Genomic DNA, 17,238 nt, shown 5'->3' with positions numbered 1-17,238 from the left:
ATTAAGTAAAGTTTAAAAAGGCAGGAGAAGTACAGTGCGAATTTTAGGCATTGAGTCATCGTGTGATGAAACCGGTATTGCAATTTACGATGATGAAAAAGGCTTATTGGCTCACCAGTTATACAGTCAAGTAAAAGTACATGCAGATTATGGTGGTGTCGTGCCTGAGCTTGCATCGCGCGATCACGTTCGTAAAACACTGCCACTTATTGATGCTGCGTTTGCTCAAGCGGGGTGCGGTCCTGAAGATTTAGATGGCATTGCATACACTGCAGGCCCTGGTTTAGTAGGGGCGTTATTGGTAGGCACCTCTATTGGCCGCTCTTTAGCCTATGGCTGGGATATTCCAGCTGTAGCCGTACATCACATGGAAGGGCATTTACTTGCGCCTATGCTTGAAGAAAATGTGCCAGAATTTCCCTTTATTGCGTTGCTCGTATCGGGCGGTCATACCATGATGGTAAAAGTCGCCGGTATAGGTCAGTACGAAGTATTAGGTGAGTCTGTTGACGATGCTGCTGGTGAAGCATTTGATAAAACGGCTAAGCTGTTAGGGCTTGATTACCCTGGCGGCCCTCGATTAGCTAAAATGGCTGAGCAAGGTGTTGCAAAACGGTTTGTTTTTCCACGCCCGATGACCGACAAGCCTGGTCTTGATTTTAGCTTTAGTGGTCTAAAAACTGCGGCTTCTATCGCGATTCGCGAAAATGATGATGATGCACAAACCAAAGCAGATATCGCCCATGCGTTTCAAACCGCAGTGATTGATACACTAGTTATTAAATGTAAGCGTGCCCTTAAACACACTGGGATAAAACGTTTAGTGATTGCTGGTGGAGTGAGTGCTAATACACAGCTGCGTTTACAGCTTGAGCGTGTTATGCAGGGCATGAAAGGACAAGTTTACTACCCGCGTACTGAGTTTTGTACAGATAATGGCGCAATGATTGCCTACGCCGGTATGCAGCGCTTAAAAGCCGGCCAATTTGCCACCCTCGACATGAAAACCAAACCGCGTTGGCCAATAGACAGCTTAGAAGCGATTTAGCATTAATTATTATTTTTTTTATCAGTGGGCGCTTTTTTAGCGCCCACTTTTGGTTCTTCCCCTTTAAAAAGGCGAATAATATTAGTGCGATGACGAAATATAATTAGCACGGTAATAAAGGTTACCGGTAGGGTGTAAAGCGGTTTAATCAACCACGTATACAGTGGCGCAAGCGACACCGTGACCAAGGCGCCTAATGAAGAAAAACGGGTCACAGCAACTACAATAATCCAGGTACTTATTAATAGCCCCGCCAGCGATAAACCAATCGGCAATAATGAGCCAAATGCAGTGGCTACCGCTTTACCGCCTTTAAAACTAAAAAATAGTGGGTACATATGCCCTAAACATGCGGCGACGGCGACCAAACCAAGTGATAAGGGGGTTAAATCTAAAAAATAAGCGCCCCATACGGGGATGGTGCCTTTTAAAATATCAAATATTAATACTAAGCACGCAGGAAAAGGCCCACCTAAACGGTACACATTAGTGGCGCCAGGGTTATTTGAACCGCTGTTGCGAGGGTCTGGCAGTTTGAATAGCCGAGACACTAATATGGCCGATGAAATCGACCCTAATAAGTAGGCTAAAACAAACAGTAAAATGGCTAACACAAAGTCCCTTATTTTTTAATTGCTATACCCATCGATAGCACTTTTACGCTATTATTGGCGGCACAATTTATCGTGAAAATTATTAACTGCTGTATTTTGCAGTTAATCTAGCTATATGGCTATTGTAGAAGTAATTTTTACATATTTAAACACTGCTTAAAGCATATACAGTATTAATTTAATCAATGCATTGTATGTTTTGAGGGTGTTTATAGTTATTTGGAGTATCAATGGATAAGGTTTTTATATCTCAACTACACGTCGACACCATTATTGGCGTATACGACTTTGAAAAAGAAAGTAAACAAAGCCTTTATTTTGATATTGAAATGCTCAGCGATATAAAGCCTGCAGCAGCAAATGATGACATAAATTTAGCACTGGATTACGCAAAAGTAAGTGAACGGGTGATTGAACACGCTACGGCTAAGCCGGTTGAGCTACTTGAAACCTTGGTAGAGCAATTAGCGACTATTATATTAACCGAATTTAATACACCCCAAGTAACAATTAGAGTGAGCAAACCAGCCGCTGTGGCGCAAGCAAACACGGTAGGTGTAGAAATAACACGCACTAAGGCAATGAGCTAAATGGCGCAAATTTATATCAGCCTAGGCTCAAATATAAACAAAGCGCATTATATTCGTTGTGCGCTTGATGCGCTCAAGCAACATTTCACAGATATTGTGCACTCATCTGTGTTTGAAAGCGAAGCGGTAGGGTTTAAAGGTAATAACTTTTATAACTCGGTGGTGGCTGCTACCACATCAATGCCGCTTGAACGTGTATGTAAATTATTAAAACAAATTGAGCGTGATAACGGGCGTAAAGCGGACGATAAAAAATTTAGTCCCCGTACGCTCGATTTAGATCTACTTTTTTACGATGACGTTATTTGCGACTCGCCAGCACAATTACCTCGCGATGAAATTACTAAAAACGCTTTTGTGCTTCAGCCTCTTTGTGAAGTAGCCCCCAATTTTTATCACCCCGTTGCAAAGCAAACCATTGCTGCGCTATGGAGTGAGTATAATAACCCTCAACAAAAACTATGGAAGGTGGAGTTTTCTAACCCATGAGTATTTTAGAAATAATTATTTTAGCCCTGATACAAGGATTTACTGAGTTTTTACCTATTTCGAGCTCCGCTCACTTAATTTTACCCTCGCAAATTTTGGGGTGGGAAGACCAAGGCCTTGCTTTTGATGTAGCTGTACATGTTGGTACGTTGATAGCGGTTGTTATTTATTTTCGTAAAGAAGTGGCTGATATTCTTAGCGCCTGGTTTAAATCGTTTGGTACTCAAGGTACCACCGATGACAGTAAACTTGGCTGGTGGATTATACTGGGGACTGTACCAGCTGCGATACTAGGCTTATTGCTAAAAGACATTGTTGAGCTGTACCTGCGCAGTGCCTGGGTTATAGCGGCCACGACTATTATTTTTGGTTTATTACTTTGGTACGCCGATGCCAAAGGTAAGCAAATGAAAACAATTTACCAGCTTAACTGGAAAACAGCGCTGCTTATTGGCTTTGCTCAAGCGGTGGCGATGATCCCAGGAACTTCTCGCTCAGGCATTACCATGACAGCGGGTTTATTGCTGGGCATGAACAAACAAAGCGCAGCCCGTTTTTCGTTTTTACTTGCTATACCTATTATTTCTATGATGGGCCTTTATTACACAATAGAGCTGGCTTTAGGCGAGCATGTAGTTGATTGGAGTACATTAATTTTAGGTGTAGTCCTTTCGTTTTTATCGGCGTACGCCTGTATTTTCATGTTTTTAAAAGTGATAGAACGAATGGGTATGCTGCCGTTTGTAATTTATAGATTGTTACTGGGTGTTGGTTTAATTGTATTTTTAACGCTGTAATTTAAATTAATACGAACAAGCCCTCTTACTTAGGTTGGAGGGCTTTTTTATTTTGATAACGCAGATTTAGCATCAATGAATTGACGAGACGCGCGTAGTCATTAAGCCTAAAATTTGGCATTATAGCGCCATAAAACTTCACAGACGTGCGAAGTACCAAAGGATTTAAAAAGTTATGCATATTCATATATTAGGCATTTGCGGCACCTTTATGGGCGGTATTGCGGCGATTGCTAAATCACTTGGCCATAAAGTAACTGGCTCTGATCAAAATGTTTACCCGCCGATGAGCACTCAACTTGAGCAGTTAGGTATAGAGCTAACCCAAGGTTACGATGTTGCACAGTTAGAGCCTGCGCCTGATATAGTTGTTATTGGTAATGCCATGAGCCGAGGTAACCCCTGTGTAGAGTATGTGTTAGATAAGGGCTTACCGTATACATCGGGGCCAGAGTGGCTTAAACATAACCTGTTGCAAAATGCTTGGGTGCTTGCGGTGGCTGGCACGCATGGCAAAACCACTACCGCAAGTATGCTGGCGTGGATATTAGAGTATGCAGGCTTAAAGCCAGGGTTTTTAATTGGTGGCATAGTACAAAACTTTGGTGTGTCAGCTAAAGTGGGTGAAACGCCCTTTTTTGTAATAGAAGCGGATGAATACGATACTGCGTTTTTTGATAAGCGCAGTAAATTTGTACATTACCTACCACGAACGCTCATTTTAAATAACCTTGAGTTTGATCACGCCGATATTTTTGAAGATTTAAACGCAATAAAAAAACAATTTCATCACTTAATGCGTACATTACCTCACAGTGGCAAAGTGATTTGGCCTAAAGACGATTTAGCGCTTAATGATGTTATTAAGCAAGGGCTCTGGAGCGAAAGCGAAACCCTAAATGGTGATTGGCATTATGACTTATTAAGCGCTGATGGTAGTCAATTTAATGTGCTTTTAAACAATGAACTTCAAGGCACAGTTAATTGGCAGGCAATAGGCGAGCATAATGTTAAAAATGCCATTATGGCTATCGCGGCAGCGCGCCATGTTGGTATAGCCGTAGATCATAGCATTGCAGCGCTTGAAGAGTTTATTAGCCCTAAACGGCGTATGGAGCTTAAAGCCGATATAAATAACATTAAAGTGTACGACGATTTTGCACACCACCCAACAGCAATAAAAACCACCCTTGCGGGGTTACGTGCAAAAGTGGGCGATGAAAAAATTATTGCTATTTTAGAGCCTCGCTCAAACACCATGAAGATGGGTGTACACCAACATACGCTACTTGCTTCGTTAAGTGATGCCGATGACGTGCTGCTATTTGAGCCAGATAACCTAAATTGGTCTCTAAAAGCGCAAGCCGATAATGCCGGTATGCAGTGTTTTAATAGTACGCAAATGATTATTGACACTGTGCTTGAAAATATCATGCCAAATCAGCACATATTAATTATGAGCAATGGCGGCTTTAATGGCTTACATCAACACTTAGTTGATGGTTTAGCTAAAAAATACAGCGGAGAATAATGTGCAGTACAAAGATAAAATTACACTGGCGTTTAGTGGTGCTTCAGGCGCGCCTTACGGTTTAAGATTGCTTGAAGTATTACTCGCTCAGCAATTTCAAGTGTATGTACTTATATCAAGTGCTGCGCGCGTGGTGCTCGATACTGAGTCAAACATTAAACTCTCAGCTAATGAAGATAAAGCAACCGAGCAGTTAAGCGCTTTATTTAATGCCAAGCCAGAGCAGTTAAAAGTATTTGGTAAAGATAATTGGTTTAGCCCCGTTGCTTCAGGCTCTGCGGCCCCTAAAAAAATGGTGGTATGCCCATGTAGTGCGGGCTCTGTATCAGCTATTGCACTAGGGGCATCTGATAACCTACTCGAGCGTGCAGCTGATGTGGTTATTAAAGAGCGAGGCCAACTAATTTTAGTACCACGTGAAACCCCCTTTAGCGAAATTCATCTTGAAAATATGTTAAAGCTTGCGCGTTTAGGGGTCACTATTATGCCAGCAGCACCTGGCTTTTATCACCAGCCACAGAGCATTCAAGACTTAGTTGATTTTATGGTGGCGCGAATTTTAGATCATTTAAACATTGAACATAACCTAACTAAACGTTGGGGTTATGGTGAGGGTAAATAATGGATAAGCAAAATGTTGCTTTAAATATAGAAGGCCTAACCAAGGTTTATAATAATGGCGTAGAGGCCGTAAAAGGGGTTGATTTACAAGTTTTTGAAGGCGACTTTTTTGCCTTGCTTGGCCCAAATGGCGCAGGTAAGTCGACCACTATTGGTGTTATTTCTTCACTAGTCAATAAAACCCAAGGAAAGGTGGAGGTGTTTGGTCACAACATCGATACCGACCTTGAAGCTGCTAAAGCGCATTTAGGACTTGTACCACAAGAGTTTAACTTTAGTCAGTTTGAAACGCTTGGCCAAATACTAGTAAACCAAGCTGGCTACTATGGCGTTACCCGCAGTGAAGCGCATAAGCGTGCCGATAAGTACTTAGCTCAACTTGGTTTACTTGAGAAAAAAGACAAGCAAGCACGCACACTTTCAGGGGGCATGAAACGTCGTTTAATGATTGCCCGCGCATTAATGCATGAGCCAAAGCTACTAATATTAGATGAGCCCACTGCGGGGGTTGATATAGAGCTGCGCCGTTCAATGTGGGACTTTTTACGCCAAATAAATGAACAAGGCGTAACGATTATTTTAACCACGCATTACCTCGAAGAAGCCGAACTACTGTGTAAAAATATTGCCATTATTGATACTGGTCGCATTGTAGAAAACACCACAATAAAAGCATTACTTGCAAAGCTTGATAAAGAAACCTTTGTACTTGATTTAAAACAGCCAGCGCAGCCAGTCACCCTTGAAGGGTACTCGTTTAGCATGCCTGACGAGCACACCATAGAAGTTGAAGTGGCTAAATCTCAAGGGTTAAACGCAGTTTTTAGCGCGCTAACCGAGCAAGGTAACACTGTTTTGAGTATGCGTAATAAAGCAAACAGATTAGAAGAGTTATTTGTAGGATTATTAGAGCAAGGGCGGGGCGAATAAATGTTTAAATATGGCGTAGCCTTAAAGAGTTTATGGATTAAAGAGTGTATTCGTTTTTTACGTATTTGGGTGCAAACCTTAGTACCGCCGGCGATTACGATGAGTTTGTACTTTGTTATTTTTGGTAATTTAATAGGTTCGCGCATCGGTGAAATGGGCGGCTTTAGCTACATGGAATTTATTGTTCCGGGGCTAATAATGATGTCGGTTATTACCAACTCATATTCTAATGTTGCTTCTAGTTTTTATTCAACCAAGTTTCAAAAAAGTATTGAAGAGTTACTAGTTGCGCCTGTGCCTAATTACATCATTGTACTGGGCTATATGGGCGGTGGTATGACCCGCGGCATGATGGTGGGCTTTATTGTTACCTGTGTATCGCTGTTGTTTGTGGATATTCAAATACATAATATATTTGTAATTATGGCAACGGTAATTTTAACCTCAGCGGTGTTTGCACTAGGTGGTTTAATTAACGCTATTTACGCCAATAGTTTTGACGATATTAGTATTATCCCAACCTTTATTTTAACGCCACTAACATACTTAGGCGGCGTATTTTATTCAATTACGCTACTGCCAGAGTTTTGGCAAAATGTATCGCAAATAAACCCAATTATTTATATGGTTAATGCGTTTCGTTATGGCTTTTTAGGTGTGTCGGATGTTGATTTAAGCGTCGCGCTTGGTGTTATATTAGTATTTATTACGGTGCTATTTACTTTAGCACTAACATTAATTAAAAAAGGTGTGGGGCTTAGACATTAATGAGCGATGCAAATTCACGTCGTATTGTATCTAATCAAGCGGGTATACACGAAAAGCTTGATGAAATCGTTAACAAGCATTTAAACGCAGAGTTTAAAAAGCCTATTGCTGAGCATACTCAAAAAGCGTTTGATGAAGTAAATGAGCAAGTGAAAGCGTTTAATGGCCCGCTTATTTTAGACTCCTGCTGTGGGGTAGGAGAAAGTAGCGCCAATTTAGCTAAGCGCCATACAGATGCGTTAATTATTGGTATAGATAAATCATCACACCGCTTAGATAAGCACGATGTTGAGTATAAACAAACAGACAGCGGCCAGTATATTTTAGTACAAGCTGACTTAAACGACTTTTGGCGTTTAGCTGTGGCTGCTAATTGGCAGCCTACTCATCATTATTTGCTTTATCCTAACCCTTGGCCTAAGTCTAAGCATATTCAGCGTAGGTGGCATGGTGCGGCTATTTTTCCGTTTATTGTTAAGCTAGGTGGTCGCTTAGAGGTGCGAAGTAACTGGGATATTTATGTAAAAGAATTTGCCAGAGCGCTTGAGCTTGCGGGTAAGCCTTGTGAGGTAACCCAGTATGAGTCAAACGAAGCAATTACTCCGTTTGAACGTAAATACTGGGCTAGCGGCCAACAAAGCCACCGTTTAGTGATTGACCTTTAAACGACTACTTCCTCTTGGCTAGGGGAGTTAACATGTGGCGTTGGGTAAGCAAAATAATTACCTTGCATTAGCGCCACATCGACATTTTTAAGTGCATTTTCAATACTTATATTTTCTACCGACTCTGCCATGAGCGTTAAACCAAGTTGCTTTGCAGCATTAACTGTATGCTCAATAAATAATGCTATATTTTCATCGCTTACGGCCTGTTTTACTAATGCGCCGTCGAGTTTTATACCGTTTACTTCAAGCTTTAGCACATTCGAAATATTTGAATAACCGCTGCCAAAACCAGTAATAATGACATTTACCCCTTTAGTTTTTACCATAGAAATAAACGTTTTAACCTCTAAAAAGTGAGTAATAGCGTGTGACTCAAAAAGGCCAAGCGTTATGTTTTCTGGGTGAGGGTAACGTTTAAGCTCGTTGGAAATGTATTCACTCAAACTTGGATCGAGAATATCCTTGTCACTTATATTTAAGCACCAGCGTATATCTGTTTTTCTAAAGCGTTCTATACATTGGCTAAATAGCGTGCGGGTTAATAGTCCACCCATTCTTGAGCGGCTCACTACGTTTAAAAATGAGTCGGGTTTTAAAATTTCACCACTTTTAGTTACCATTCTGGCCAAACATTGGTAATGGACTATTTCATTATTGGTGGTGTTAAACATAGCTTGAAAATAAGGCACTATGCGGTTGTTATCAAACGCTTCTTGCACTTCTTTAGCAAGGCTTACATTATACTGATACTGATTTTTCACATCACTCATTACTTTTGAGTAGCTAATGATCTTACCACGGCCATGCTTAGCCTGAAGTGTTGCAATATGTGCATTTTCAATCAATAACGATTTATTACCGCTGGCAATACCAGCACAGTAAGTTATATAAATAAACGGATTTGTTAATACAGGGCTATTCGCGTTATACGATTCGACTAAATCGTTCAGTTCGCTATTTTTGAAGTTTTTAGGTGCAAGAATTGCAATTTTATTGGTGGCAAGCCGGTACACTTTACAGTTTTGTGGAGTGCGACTTTGATAATGACTGAGCAAGCTTTTCATTACGTTGTCGCCAATTTGAGTGCCATAAAAGCTATTAATATCTTCAATTTCGTTCACCCAAATAATGGCAAGTTGCATGTGGTGTGAATGGCTCTTTTTAATAAAGTACTCAAGCGCAATGTGATTAGCAAAGCCAGTACTGGCATCGGTTGCTAGGGTACGCTTTAACAAATATATATAAATGGCCGCAACCAGTACCGCAATAAAAAAGAAAAAGCACGCCGTTATTATGGCTTTAGTGACGCTGTATTGAAGTTTTTTATTTAAATCATCTAAGGTTATGTCGGCACCTGTAATGAAGGTAGTACCATATTTATCTACGAAGGGAATAAAAACAGTTTTAAAATCACCCCATTGGTCGCTTGATTGCTCAAAAACAGGCTCGGTAGAATAAAACGCGCCCTTGTTGATGTCGGTGGCCTCTGGGTATAAGTCGAGAAATTGCGTAACACGTGCGTTTTCTTGATCGTCTTTAGTGTAACTGGATGAGGTAAAATAAACTTTGTTATCGCGCATAACCATCGAATACACATAAGCTATATCAAGCGCTTGTGCAAGCTCTGAGAGTTGTTTGCTTTTAGTTTGGTAAACCGAAAAACCAATATCGTAGCCTTGGCTAATTCTATCGTGGTAACTTTGCCCTAAAATATGTTTTACGCTAGTGGCTGCATTTAGAAGACGCTCATCTACTGCGCGCATTATTTCACTACGTGCAGAGCTATAGGTGTAATAAACATAGACTAATAAACTGACCAAAAACAATGTAAAGCCAGCTATAAACCACTTCCCTTTTAATTTCCCTGTGAGCATACTTGTCCCTTATTGTTACACATGTTAAGTATACGCATAAATGTAATTTGCCCAAAACTAAAATCTGACTTTTTAATAAAATCCTATTATTGAAATTTTTTTACAATATTTGTCATCCGTTTTGCCGCTTTTATGGCTTAAAGGGAGACATTTTACTTATATTGCAGTAAAGTTAGCGCAATTTTTAAAAGAAGCACGCTGCTTATAATAGCGCCATAGTTTGGCATTTTTAACTGTTAAACGCGTGTTTTAGCTACACACACTAGGTATAAAGATGGATCAAAAGCGTTGTGCCGTCGCCTCTAAAGAAAGCCTTAAGCGTATATTTACTGTACCTGAAGCGCCAGACTCAACTTTAAGCAAAATTGAGCTTGAAATTTCGAGTAATTTAGCAGGGTTTTTAAACGAAAATATAGCGGCAATTGAAAAACCATTACATGAAATTGAAAAAGATTTTCAGGCTGCGGTGATCCCAGAAAACCCAACGTTTGTATCTGCTTACGCCCAAGATATTATGGAGCAGCTAGTTGCCCATTCGGTGCACACGGCTGCGCCTAGCTTTATTGGTCATATGACATCGGCGCTTCCTCATTTTTTACTGCCGCTGTCAAAGTTAATGGTGGGGCTTAATCAAAACCTAGTAAAAATAGAAACCTCAAAAGCATTTACCCCGCTAGAGCGCCAAGTACTAGGCATGATGCATCATTTAGCTTACTCGCAAGATGAGTCGTTTTATTCTAAATGGATGCACAGCGCTAAAACATCACTCGGCGCTTTTTGCTCCGGTGGTACAGTTGCAAACATAACGGCCCTGTGGATTGCACGTAACCGCTTATTAAAACCCGACGGCAGCTTTAAAGGCATTGCCGCTCAAGGGCTCGTAGCCGGTATGCTGCATTATGGCTACAAAGGGCTAGCGGTTTTAGTGTCTGAGCGAGGGCATTATTCTTTAGGTAAATCAATTGACTTACTAGGCATCGGCCGTGAAAACTTAATGGGTGTAAAAACCTGCGAAAATAACAAGGTTGATGTGAATGCCATGCGCGAAAAAGCCTTAGAGCTTGAATCGCAAGGCATAAAAGTTATGGCCATTGTTGGGGTTGCAGGGACTACCGAAACCGGCAATATCGACCCTCTTGATGATATGGCCGACTTAGCGCAAGAAATAAATTGCCACTTTCATGTAGATGCCGCGTGGGGTGGGGCTACGCTTTTATCGCAAACGCATCGCCCTTTACTAAAAGGAATTGAGCGCGCAGATTCAATCACCATTGATGCGCACAAACAAATGTATGTGCCAATGGGCGCAGGCTTGGTGTTATTTAAAGACCCAACCGCTACGGATGCAATAGAGCACCATGCAGAGTACATATTACGTAAGGGCTCAAAAGATTTGGGAAGCCATACACTCGAAGGCAGCCGCCCTGGTATGGCTATGTTAGTACATGCTTGCTTACGTGTAATTGGTCGTAAAGGGTACGAAATGCTGATTGATCGTAGTATCAAAAAAGCACATTACTTTGCAGATTTAATTAAAGCCGATGAAGACTTTGAGCTGATTTCTGAGCCTGAGTTGTGTTTACTTACATACCGTTATGTGCCTAAACAAATTAAGCAGGCTATAGCCCAAGCGGATGCCGCAACACGATTAGAAATTTTCGCGTCGCTTAACCGCTTCACTGCCAGTATGCAAAAACGCCAACGTGAATCAGGGCGCTCGTTTGTATCGCGGACTCGTTTAACACCTTCAAAGTATGACAATCAACCGACAGTGGTATTTAGAGTTGTATTGGCTAACCCGCTAACATCGGGGGTTATATTAAAAGAGATTTTAGCTGAGCAAAAAGAGCTTGCAAAAACAGACCCTGTATTTAAAAAGTACTTAAGTAAGTATATGCAGTAACGCATAGGTATTACTAAAGCAAAGGCGCCATTGGGCGCCTTTGTTATTTTTGCTATTAGTTTTTAATACAGTCTTTTTTAAGCGTTAAAGCAGTTTGCTTTAATAATGTCAGTTATAATTTTTTGCGATGGGTTTATTTTCTCCATTGCTAAAAACTCATCGGGTTGGTGAGCTTGATTAATAGAGCCAGGCCCCATGACTATTGTTTCACAACCAAGTTGCTGGATAAACGGCGCCTCCGTGCAATAGTTAACGGCAACAGCTTTCTCTCCTGCAATTTTTTCTGCCATTTTAACGAGTGCGCTGTCGGTGCTACCACTAAAAGCAGGAATGGGGTCGTGTAAATCAATCACACTTACTGCGTTTGGGTATTGCGCGTTTATATCGCGGGTGGCATCAATAAGCAAAGCTTGTAGGTCTTTAATGCTTAACCCCGGGAGTGGGCGCATATCTATGTGCATTTCGCAGCACCCACAAATGCGGTTTGCATTATCACCACCATGAATATTGCCTAAGTTTAAAGTAGGGTAAGGTATTTCAAAATGTTCAATTGAATATTTATTCTTTAACTGCTCTTTTAAGATCAGCAATTTTGTAATCACTTTATGCATGACTTCGATGGCGTTAAGTCCACGTTCGGGATCGGAGCTATGACCTGAACGGCCTACCACTCTTATAGCGGTACTCATATGCCCCTTGTGGGTAAATACAGGAGTCATATCAGTAGGTTCGCCAATTATACAGCGAGCAGGTTTTAAATTAGGGTGCTTGCAAATTTGCTGTGCACCCGCCATGGTGGTTTCTTCATCGGCAGTGGCAAGTATTAAAATAGGCTGAGATTGTTGCTTTTCATCAAGTTCACTAATTGCTTGCAGCACAAAAGCAAAAAAGCCTTTCATATCAATGCTGCCTAATCCATACAATTTATTATTGTGCTCTGTTAGTTTAAACGGGTTGTGGTTCCAGCGGCTATCATCAAACGGTACAGTATCGGTGTGCCCTGCAAGCATTAAACCGCCATCACCTTGGCCGCGTTTAGCTAATAAATTGTATCGGCCTTTACCGCCTTCTAATTCTATAATTTCGCATGTAAAACCAAGGCTTTCACACCACTGTGCAAGTAACTCTATTACCCCTTTATTACTCATACAAAGATCATCCTCTATTGCACTAATAGAGGGGGCAGCAATGAGTTGTTGGTACATTGAGATAAATGACGGCAAAGACATAAAAAAATCCAAAATAATTATTCAATTTAATTGCATAACAATATAAAAGTATTTATGATGAATATCAATTCACTTTTTAAGCATAAATATATTAAGTATAGCCATGAAGATAATGCGACGATAATCAACAATTCATTAAGAAAAGTATTAGCTAGCATCTAAGCTAGTGTAAGCGAACACCATCCCTATTTAGTAGTAAATTTATAATCGAGTAACAAATGAATGTAGTGATTATTGGCGCAAGCGGTTACAGCGGCGCAGAATTAGCAAGTTTAGTTGCTAAGCACCCTAATTTAACTTTATCAGGTTGTTATGTGTCTGAAGGAAGTTTAGATAAACATAAATTATTAAGTGATTTATACCCAGAGCATAACGGATTACTGGACTTGCCATTATTACCTCTAAGTGACTCTGCGTTTGATGATATTAGCGCAAGCGCTGATTTCATCTGTTTATGTACTGATCATAAAGTAAGTGTTGATTTAGCCCCGCAATTTTTAGCCATGGGTAAAAAAGTATTTGATTTATCTGGCGGCTACCGCCTTGCTAGTAATGACGACTACGTCACTTACTATGGCTTTGAGCACCAACACCCAGCGCTATTAAGTGAAGCGGCTTACGGGTTAGCTGAGTGGAACAGTGATGCCATAGCAAGCGCACAACTTGTTGCTGTGGCAGGTTGTTATCCTACAGCCGCACTTAATGCGTTAAAACCACTGCAGCAGGCTGGATTGTTAAGTGATGAAAAAGTAATTATTAATGCGGTTTCTGGTGTAACTGGTGCTGGGCGCAAAGCCAGCGTAGGTACTCACTTTTGCGAAGTGTCGCTTGCCCCGTATGGTTTATTTAACCATCGCCATGGACCAGAAATCGAACAGCACCTGGGACACAAGGTGTTATTTACACCGCACTTAGGTAATTTTCCGCGTGGGATTTTAGAAACTATCTATGTACAGCTTAAGCCAAACGTTACCAAGGAAAACGTTTCTGATGCTTATAAAGTACTTGAAAACGAGCCATTGATTCGTTTGCTAGGCGATAAAATACCCTCTATTAAAGGTGTAGCTAAACAGCCGTACGTTGATATTGGTTGGCAGCAACAAGGCTCGCAGTTAATTGTTATGGCAGCCATAGATAATTTATTAAAAGGCGCTGCAGGCCAAGCATTGCAGTGCATTAACTTATCTATGAATTTAGATCATACAACGGGTTTAAAGGGAGCCTTTTAATGAGCACTAAAACGTGGGTAATTAAATTAGGTGGTGCTGTACTTAACTCTGAAAACGCAGCAAAAGCGTTGTTTGATGTATTAAGCACAGATCAAAATAATCAGTTTGTAATAGTGCATGGTGGCGGCTCGTTAGTTGATACCTGGCTACAACAAGCTGGATTTGCTAGTGCAAAACACCAAGGCTTACGTATTAGCCCAAGTGAGCAAATGCCTTACATAGTGGGGGCGTTGGCTGGCTGTGCAAATAAGCAGCTGGTAAGCCAAGCTATTAATGCAGGGCATAAACCTGTTGGTTTAAGCCTTTATGAAGCCGGTGTGATGGCGTCGCAAAAACTAAAAGCACTTGGTCAAGTAGGTAAATGCACAAGTAATGATGATTCAATAGTGAATGATTTACTTAAGCTTGGTCGCTTACCTATTGTGAGCTCAATCGGCTTTGATGAGCAAGGCAATTGGTACAACGTCAATGCCGATGAAGCTGCGGCAGCGATTGCGAGCAACTTAAACGCAGAACTTATATTTATGACCGATGTAGAGGCGGTACTTGATGCAAATAAACAACCGCTACATCAACTTGACACAAAACACATTGATACTTTAATTGATGAAGGAGTGATTTTGGGCGGGATGGAGGTCAAAGTGAAGACCAGCCTACACGCTGCCCAACATTTACGACGAGGTGTGTATATTTCCAGCTGGCAAAAGCCAGAAAACTTAACTGCTTTGCTACAAGGCGAGCATGTCGGAACAAAGATTACACCATAGGGTTACCATGTTAGAGAATTTTTTAACGGGTCTAGAATTAGACCAACAAGGCGCACTTAATTTATTAAAGCTTGCGCGTGATTTAAAAGCAAATCCAGAGAAATACAGCCAAGTACTAGCAGGCAAGTCAGTTGTTACCTTATTTGAAAAGCAAAGTTTACGTACGCGTTTATCGTTTGATATTGGTATTAATCGTTTAGGTGGTCACGCTGTATATTTAGACCAGCAAAATGGCGCTATGGGTGCACGTGAATCGGTAAAAGACTTCGCGCTGAATATTTCTACATGGGCTGATGGGATTGTAGCGCGTGTAAACCAGCACAGCACGTTAACCACCTTAGGTGAGTACTCGAGTGTACCTGTCGTTAATAGCTTGTGTGATTTATATCACCCGTGCCAAGCATTGGCTGACTTTTTAACACTACAAGAAGTACATGGCGATGTGAGTGAGCTTAAAGTGGCTTACTTAGGTGAAGGTAACAACGTTACTCATTCACTTATGTTATTAGCGGCAACGCTAGGTACTGATTTTGTTGCTGTTACACCAAAAGGTAGCTCGCCTGATTCGCAAATTCTTAAAAAGGCCGAGCAAATAGCGGCAATGAACGGTGCATCAGTCATGGTAAGCGACCGTGTAGAGGCGGCTGTAGGCGCAAACGTTGTATATGCAGATACCTGGGTGTCTATGGGTGACGATACGCCGCTTGAGCAAGTTAAAGAAAAATACATGCCATATCAGCTAAACCAAGCATTGCTAGAACAAACAGGTGCGACTACGGTATTACATTGCCAACCGGCACACCGTGAGTTTGAAATTACCTCTGAGGTAATGGATGGCCCAGCATCAAAAATTATTCAACAAGCAGAAAATCGCATGCATGCGCAAAATGCTCTGCTAGTTACATTACTAAATCCAAATTTTGTTAAGGAACACCTATGAGTTCAATTAAAAAAGTCGTTTTAGCCTATTCAGGTGGTCTTGATACTTCAGCTATCGTGCCATGGTTAAAAGAAAACTACGGTTGTGAGGTTATTGCCTTTGTTGCCGATGTAGGCCAAGGCGCTGAAGAGCTTGAAGGCGTAGAAGAAAAAGCTATCGCATCAGGTGCATCAGAGTGTTACGTAGTTGACTTAAAAGATGAAATGGTAAGTGACTACATTTACCCAACGCTTAAAACGGGTTCTATTTACGAAGGTACGTATTTATTAGGTACGTCAATGGCGCGTCCTATTATTGCTAAAGCGCAAGTTGAAATTGCACGTAAAGTAGGTGCTGATGCACTTTCGCATGGTTGTACTGGTAAGGGTAACGACCAAGTTCGTTTTGAGTCGTGCTTTGCAGCGCTTGCACCTGATTTAAAAGTTATTGCACCGTGGCGTGAGTGGGACTTATCAAGCCGTGAATCATTATTAGATTACTTAGCTGAGCGTGATATTCCGTGTTCTGCTTCTGCAACAAAAATTTACAGCCGTGATGCTAATGCGTGGCATATTTCGCACGAAGGTGGCGAGCTTGAAGACCCATGGTGTGAGCCGAGCGACCAAGTGTGGACGTGGACTAACTCACCAGAGCAAGCACCCGATAAATCAGAGCTAGTAACTCTAAAAGTTGTTGAAGGCGAAGTGGTTGCGGTAAATGGTGAGCAGCTTAAACCTTACGACTGTTTAGTTAAATTAAACAACATTGCTGCGCCACATGGTGTTGGCCGTGTAGATATTGTAGAAAACCGTTTAGTGGGCATGAAATCGCGCGGCTGTTACGAAACACCAGGCGGTACCGTGATTATGGCAGCACTGCAAGCCATTGACGAGCTAGTGCTTGATAAATCAAGCCGTAAGTGGAAAGAAGTACTGGGCGGTGAGTTTTCGCATTTAGTTTATGACGGTCGTTGGTTTACACCACTAAAAGACTCTATTTTAGCCGGTGCAGAAGCGCTTTCTACACTAGCAACAGGTGAAGTTGTACTTAAGCTTTACAAAGGCCAAGTAACAGCCGTTCAGAAAAAATCACCTAATAGCTTATACAGCGAAGACTTTGCTACCTTTGGTGAAGACGACGTATATGATCAGTCACATGCTGAAGGCTTTATTCGTTTATTCTCGCTTTCGAGCAGAATTTCAGCAATGGCTAAAAAGTAAATTATTTATAGCCCCTTGTATAAGGGGCATTACAGGGTTTG

Annotated in this window: 17 protein-coding genes; 14 read left to right on the top strand and 3 right to left on the bottom strand. The window is 41.3% G+C overall.

Annotated elements, in window-relative coordinates:
- Positions 1 to 34: 34 nt before the first annotated feature.
- Positions 35 to 1,048, top strand: coding sequence for a tRNA (adenosine(37)-N6)-threonylcarbamoyltransferase complex transferase subunit TsaD (gene tsaD / locus AN389_RS14310; RefSeq protein ID WP_055017607.1), 1,014 nt, complete (start codon positions 35 to 37; stop codon positions 1,046 to 1,048).
- Between the two features lie 2 nt (positions 1,049 to 1,050).
- On the opposite strand, the gene plsY is transcribed toward tsaD, so the two are convergent.
- Positions 1,051 to 1,662, bottom strand: a complete 612-nt coding sequence (plsY, locus tag AN389_RS14305) for a glycerol-3-phosphate 1-O-acyltransferase PlsY (RefSeq protein ID WP_055014906.1) — start codon at positions 1,660 to 1,662, stop codon at positions 1,051 to 1,053.
- A gap of 230 nt (positions 1,663 to 1,892) precedes the next feature.
- Here plsY and folB point away from each other — a divergent pair, with 230 nt between their 5' ends.
- From folB to AN389_RS14265, 8 genes are all read left to right on the top strand, one after another.
- Positions 1,893 to 2,252, top strand: a complete 360-nt coding sequence (gene folB / locus AN389_RS14300; protein WP_055014907.1) for a dihydroneopterin aldolase — start codon at positions 1,893 to 1,895, stop codon at positions 2,250 to 2,252.
- Positions 2,253 to 2,741, top strand: a complete 489-nt coding sequence (folK, locus tag AN389_RS14295) for a 2-amino-4-hydroxy-6-hydroxymethyldihydropteridine diphosphokinase (RefSeq protein WP_055017606.1) — start codon at positions 2,253 to 2,255, stop codon at positions 2,739 to 2,741. It begins immediately after the preceding gene.
- Positions 2,738 to 3,538, top strand: a complete 801-nt coding sequence (locus AN389_RS14290) for an undecaprenyl-diphosphate phosphatase (protein WP_055014909.1) — start codon at positions 2,738 to 2,740, stop codon at positions 3,536 to 3,538. The genes folK and AN389_RS14290 overlap by 4 nt, the downstream gene beginning before the upstream one ends.
- A gap of 175 nt (positions 3,539 to 3,713) precedes the next feature.
- Complete coding sequence (gene mpl, locus AN389_RS14285; protein ID WP_055014910.1) at positions 3,714 to 5,069, top strand: UDP-N-acetylmuramate:L-alanyl-gamma-D-glutamyl-meso-diaminopimelate ligase; 1,356 nt, start codon at positions 3,714 to 3,716, stop codon at positions 5,067 to 5,069.
- Position 5,070: 1 nt separating this feature from the next.
- A complete protein-coding gene (locus tag AN389_RS14280) occupies positions 5,071 to 5,691 on the top strand; it encodes a flavin prenyltransferase UbiX (RefSeq protein ID WP_055014911.1) in 621 nt (206 codons plus the stop codon).
- Positions 5,691 to 6,620, top strand: a complete 930-nt coding sequence (locus AN389_RS14275; protein WP_055014912.1) for an ABC transporter ATP-binding protein — start codon at positions 5,691 to 5,693, stop codon at positions 6,618 to 6,620. The genes AN389_RS14280 and AN389_RS14275 overlap by 1 nt, the downstream gene beginning before the upstream one ends.
- Positions 6,621 to 7,388, top strand: coding sequence for an ABC transporter permease (locus tag AN389_RS14270; protein WP_004588540.1), 768 nt, complete (start codon positions 6,621 to 6,623; stop codon positions 7,386 to 7,388).
- On the top strand, positions 7,388 to 8,053 hold the full coding sequence (locus AN389_RS14265) for a tRNA (guanosine(46)-N(7))-methyltransferase TrmB (protein ID WP_055020106.1): 666 nt from the start codon (positions 7,388 to 7,390) through the stop codon (positions 8,051 to 8,053). The genes AN389_RS14270 and AN389_RS14265 overlap by 1 nt, the downstream gene beginning before the upstream one ends.
- Here AN389_RS14265 and AN389_RS14260 read toward each other — a convergent pair.
- Positions 8,050 to 9,930 (bottom strand): GGDEF domain-containing protein, encoded by a 1,881-nt coding sequence (locus AN389_RS14260; protein ID WP_055020105.1) that lies wholly within the window; start codon positions 9,928 to 9,930, stop codon positions 8,050 to 8,052. The two genes, AN389_RS14265 and AN389_RS14260, sit on opposite strands and share 4 nt — an antisense overlap.
- Positions 9,931 to 10,204: 274 nt before the next feature.
- Here AN389_RS14260 and panP point away from each other — a divergent pair, with 274 nt between their 5' ends.
- The gene (panP, locus tag AN389_RS14255; RefSeq protein WP_055014915.1) at positions 10,205 to 11,833 is read left to right on the top strand and encodes a pyridoxal-dependent aspartate 1-decarboxylase PanP; all 1,629 of its coding nucleotides are present in this window, start codon (positions 10,205 to 10,207) and stop codon (positions 11,831 to 11,833) included.
- A gap of 77 nt (positions 11,834 to 11,910) precedes the next feature.
- On the opposite strand, the gene argE is transcribed toward panP, so the two are convergent.
- Entirely contained in the window at positions 11,911 to 13,062 is a 1,152-nt protein-coding gene (gene argE, locus AN389_RS14250) for an acetylornithine deacetylase (RefSeq protein ID WP_055014916.1), read from the bottom strand.
- Positions 13,063 to 13,280: 218 nt separating this feature from the next.
- Between argE and argC the strand changes: the two genes are divergently transcribed.
- The 4 genes from argC to AN389_RS14230 are packed head-to-tail and all read left to right on the top strand — an operon-like array spanning position 13,281 to position 17,197.
- A complete protein-coding gene (gene argC / locus AN389_RS14245) occupies positions 13,281 to 14,291 on the top strand; it encodes an N-acetyl-gamma-glutamyl-phosphate reductase (protein ID WP_055017602.1) in 1,011 nt (336 codons plus the stop codon).
- A complete protein-coding gene (gene argB / locus AN389_RS14240; RefSeq protein ID WP_055014918.1) occupies positions 14,291 to 15,058 on the top strand; it encodes an acetylglutamate kinase in 768 nt (255 codons plus the stop codon). The genes argC and argB overlap by 1 nt, the downstream gene beginning before the upstream one ends.
- A gap of 7 nt (positions 15,059 to 15,065) precedes the next feature.
- Complete coding sequence (locus AN389_RS14235) at positions 15,066 to 15,998, top strand: ornithine carbamoyltransferase (protein WP_055020104.1); 933 nt, start codon at positions 15,066 to 15,068, stop codon at positions 15,996 to 15,998.
- A complete protein-coding gene (locus tag AN389_RS14230) occupies positions 15,995 to 17,197 on the top strand; it encodes an argininosuccinate synthase (RefSeq protein ID WP_055020103.1) in 1,203 nt (400 codons plus the stop codon). Before AN389_RS14235 ends, AN389_RS14230 begins: the two co-directional genes overlap by 4 nt.
- Positions 17,198 to 17,238: the final 41 nt, after the last annotated feature.

The organism is Pseudoalteromonas sp. P1-7a (assembly GCF_001401855.1).
Classification (GTDB): Bacteria; Pseudomonadota; Gammaproteobacteria; order Enterobacterales; family Alteromonadaceae; genus Pseudoalteromonas.
Note: the sequence above shows the minus strand (reverse complement) of the source record. Positions and strands in the feature narration are given on the sequence as shown.

What these genes read in the sequence shown, in the direction of transcription:
- folB (WP_055014907.1), top strand. Translation starts at nt 1,893, where the DNA reads ATGGATAAGGTTTTTATATCTCAACTACACGTCGACACCATTATTGGC.
- folK (WP_055017606.1), top strand. Translation starts at nt 2,253, where the DNA reads ATGGCGCAAATTTATATCAGCCTAGGCTCAAATATAAACAAAGCGCAT.
- AN389_RS14290 (WP_055014909.1), top strand. Translation starts at nt 2,738, where the DNA reads ATGAGTATTTTAGAAATAATTATTTTAGCCCTGATACAAGGATTTACT.
- mpl (WP_055014910.1), top strand. Translation starts at nt 3,714, where the DNA reads ATGCATATTCATATATTAGGCATTTGCGGCACCTTTATGGGCGGTATT.
- AN389_RS14275 (WP_055014912.1), top strand. Translation starts at nt 5,691, where the DNA reads ATGGATAAGCAAAATGTTGCTTTAAATATAGAAGGCCTAACCAAGGTT.
- AN389_RS14270 (WP_004588540.1), top strand. Translation starts at nt 6,621, where the DNA reads ATGTTTAAATATGGCGTAGCCTTAAAGAGTTTATGGATTAAAGAGTGT.
- AN389_RS14265 (WP_055020106.1), top strand. Translation starts at nt 7,388, where the DNA reads ATGAGCGATGCAAATTCACGTCGTATTGTATCTAATCAAGCGGGTATA.
- AN389_RS14260 (WP_055020105.1), bottom strand. Translation starts at nt 9,930, where the DNA reads ATGCTCACAGGGAAATTAAAAGGGAAGTGGTTTATAGCTGGCTTTACA.
- panP (WP_055014915.1), top strand. Translation starts at nt 10,205, where the DNA reads ATGGATCAAAAGCGTTGTGCCGTCGCCTCTAAAGAAAGCCTTAAGCGT.
- argE (WP_055014916.1), bottom strand. Translation starts at nt 13,062, where the DNA reads ATGTCTTTGCCGTCATTTATCTCAATGTACCAACAACTCATTGCTGCC.
- argC (WP_055017602.1), top strand. Translation starts at nt 13,281, where the DNA reads ATGAATGTAGTGATTATTGGCGCAAGCGGTTACAGCGGCGCAGAATTA.
- argB (WP_055014918.1), top strand. Translation starts at nt 14,291, where the DNA reads ATGAGCACTAAAACGTGGGTAATTAAATTAGGTGGTGCTGTACTTAAC.
- AN389_RS14235 (WP_055020104.1), top strand. Translation starts at nt 15,066, where the DNA reads ATGTTAGAGAATTTTTTAACGGGTCTAGAATTAGACCAACAAGGCGCA.
- AN389_RS14230 (WP_055020103.1), top strand. Translation starts at nt 15,995, where the DNA reads ATGAGTTCAATTAAAAAAGTCGTTTTAGCCTATTCAGGTGGTCTTGAT.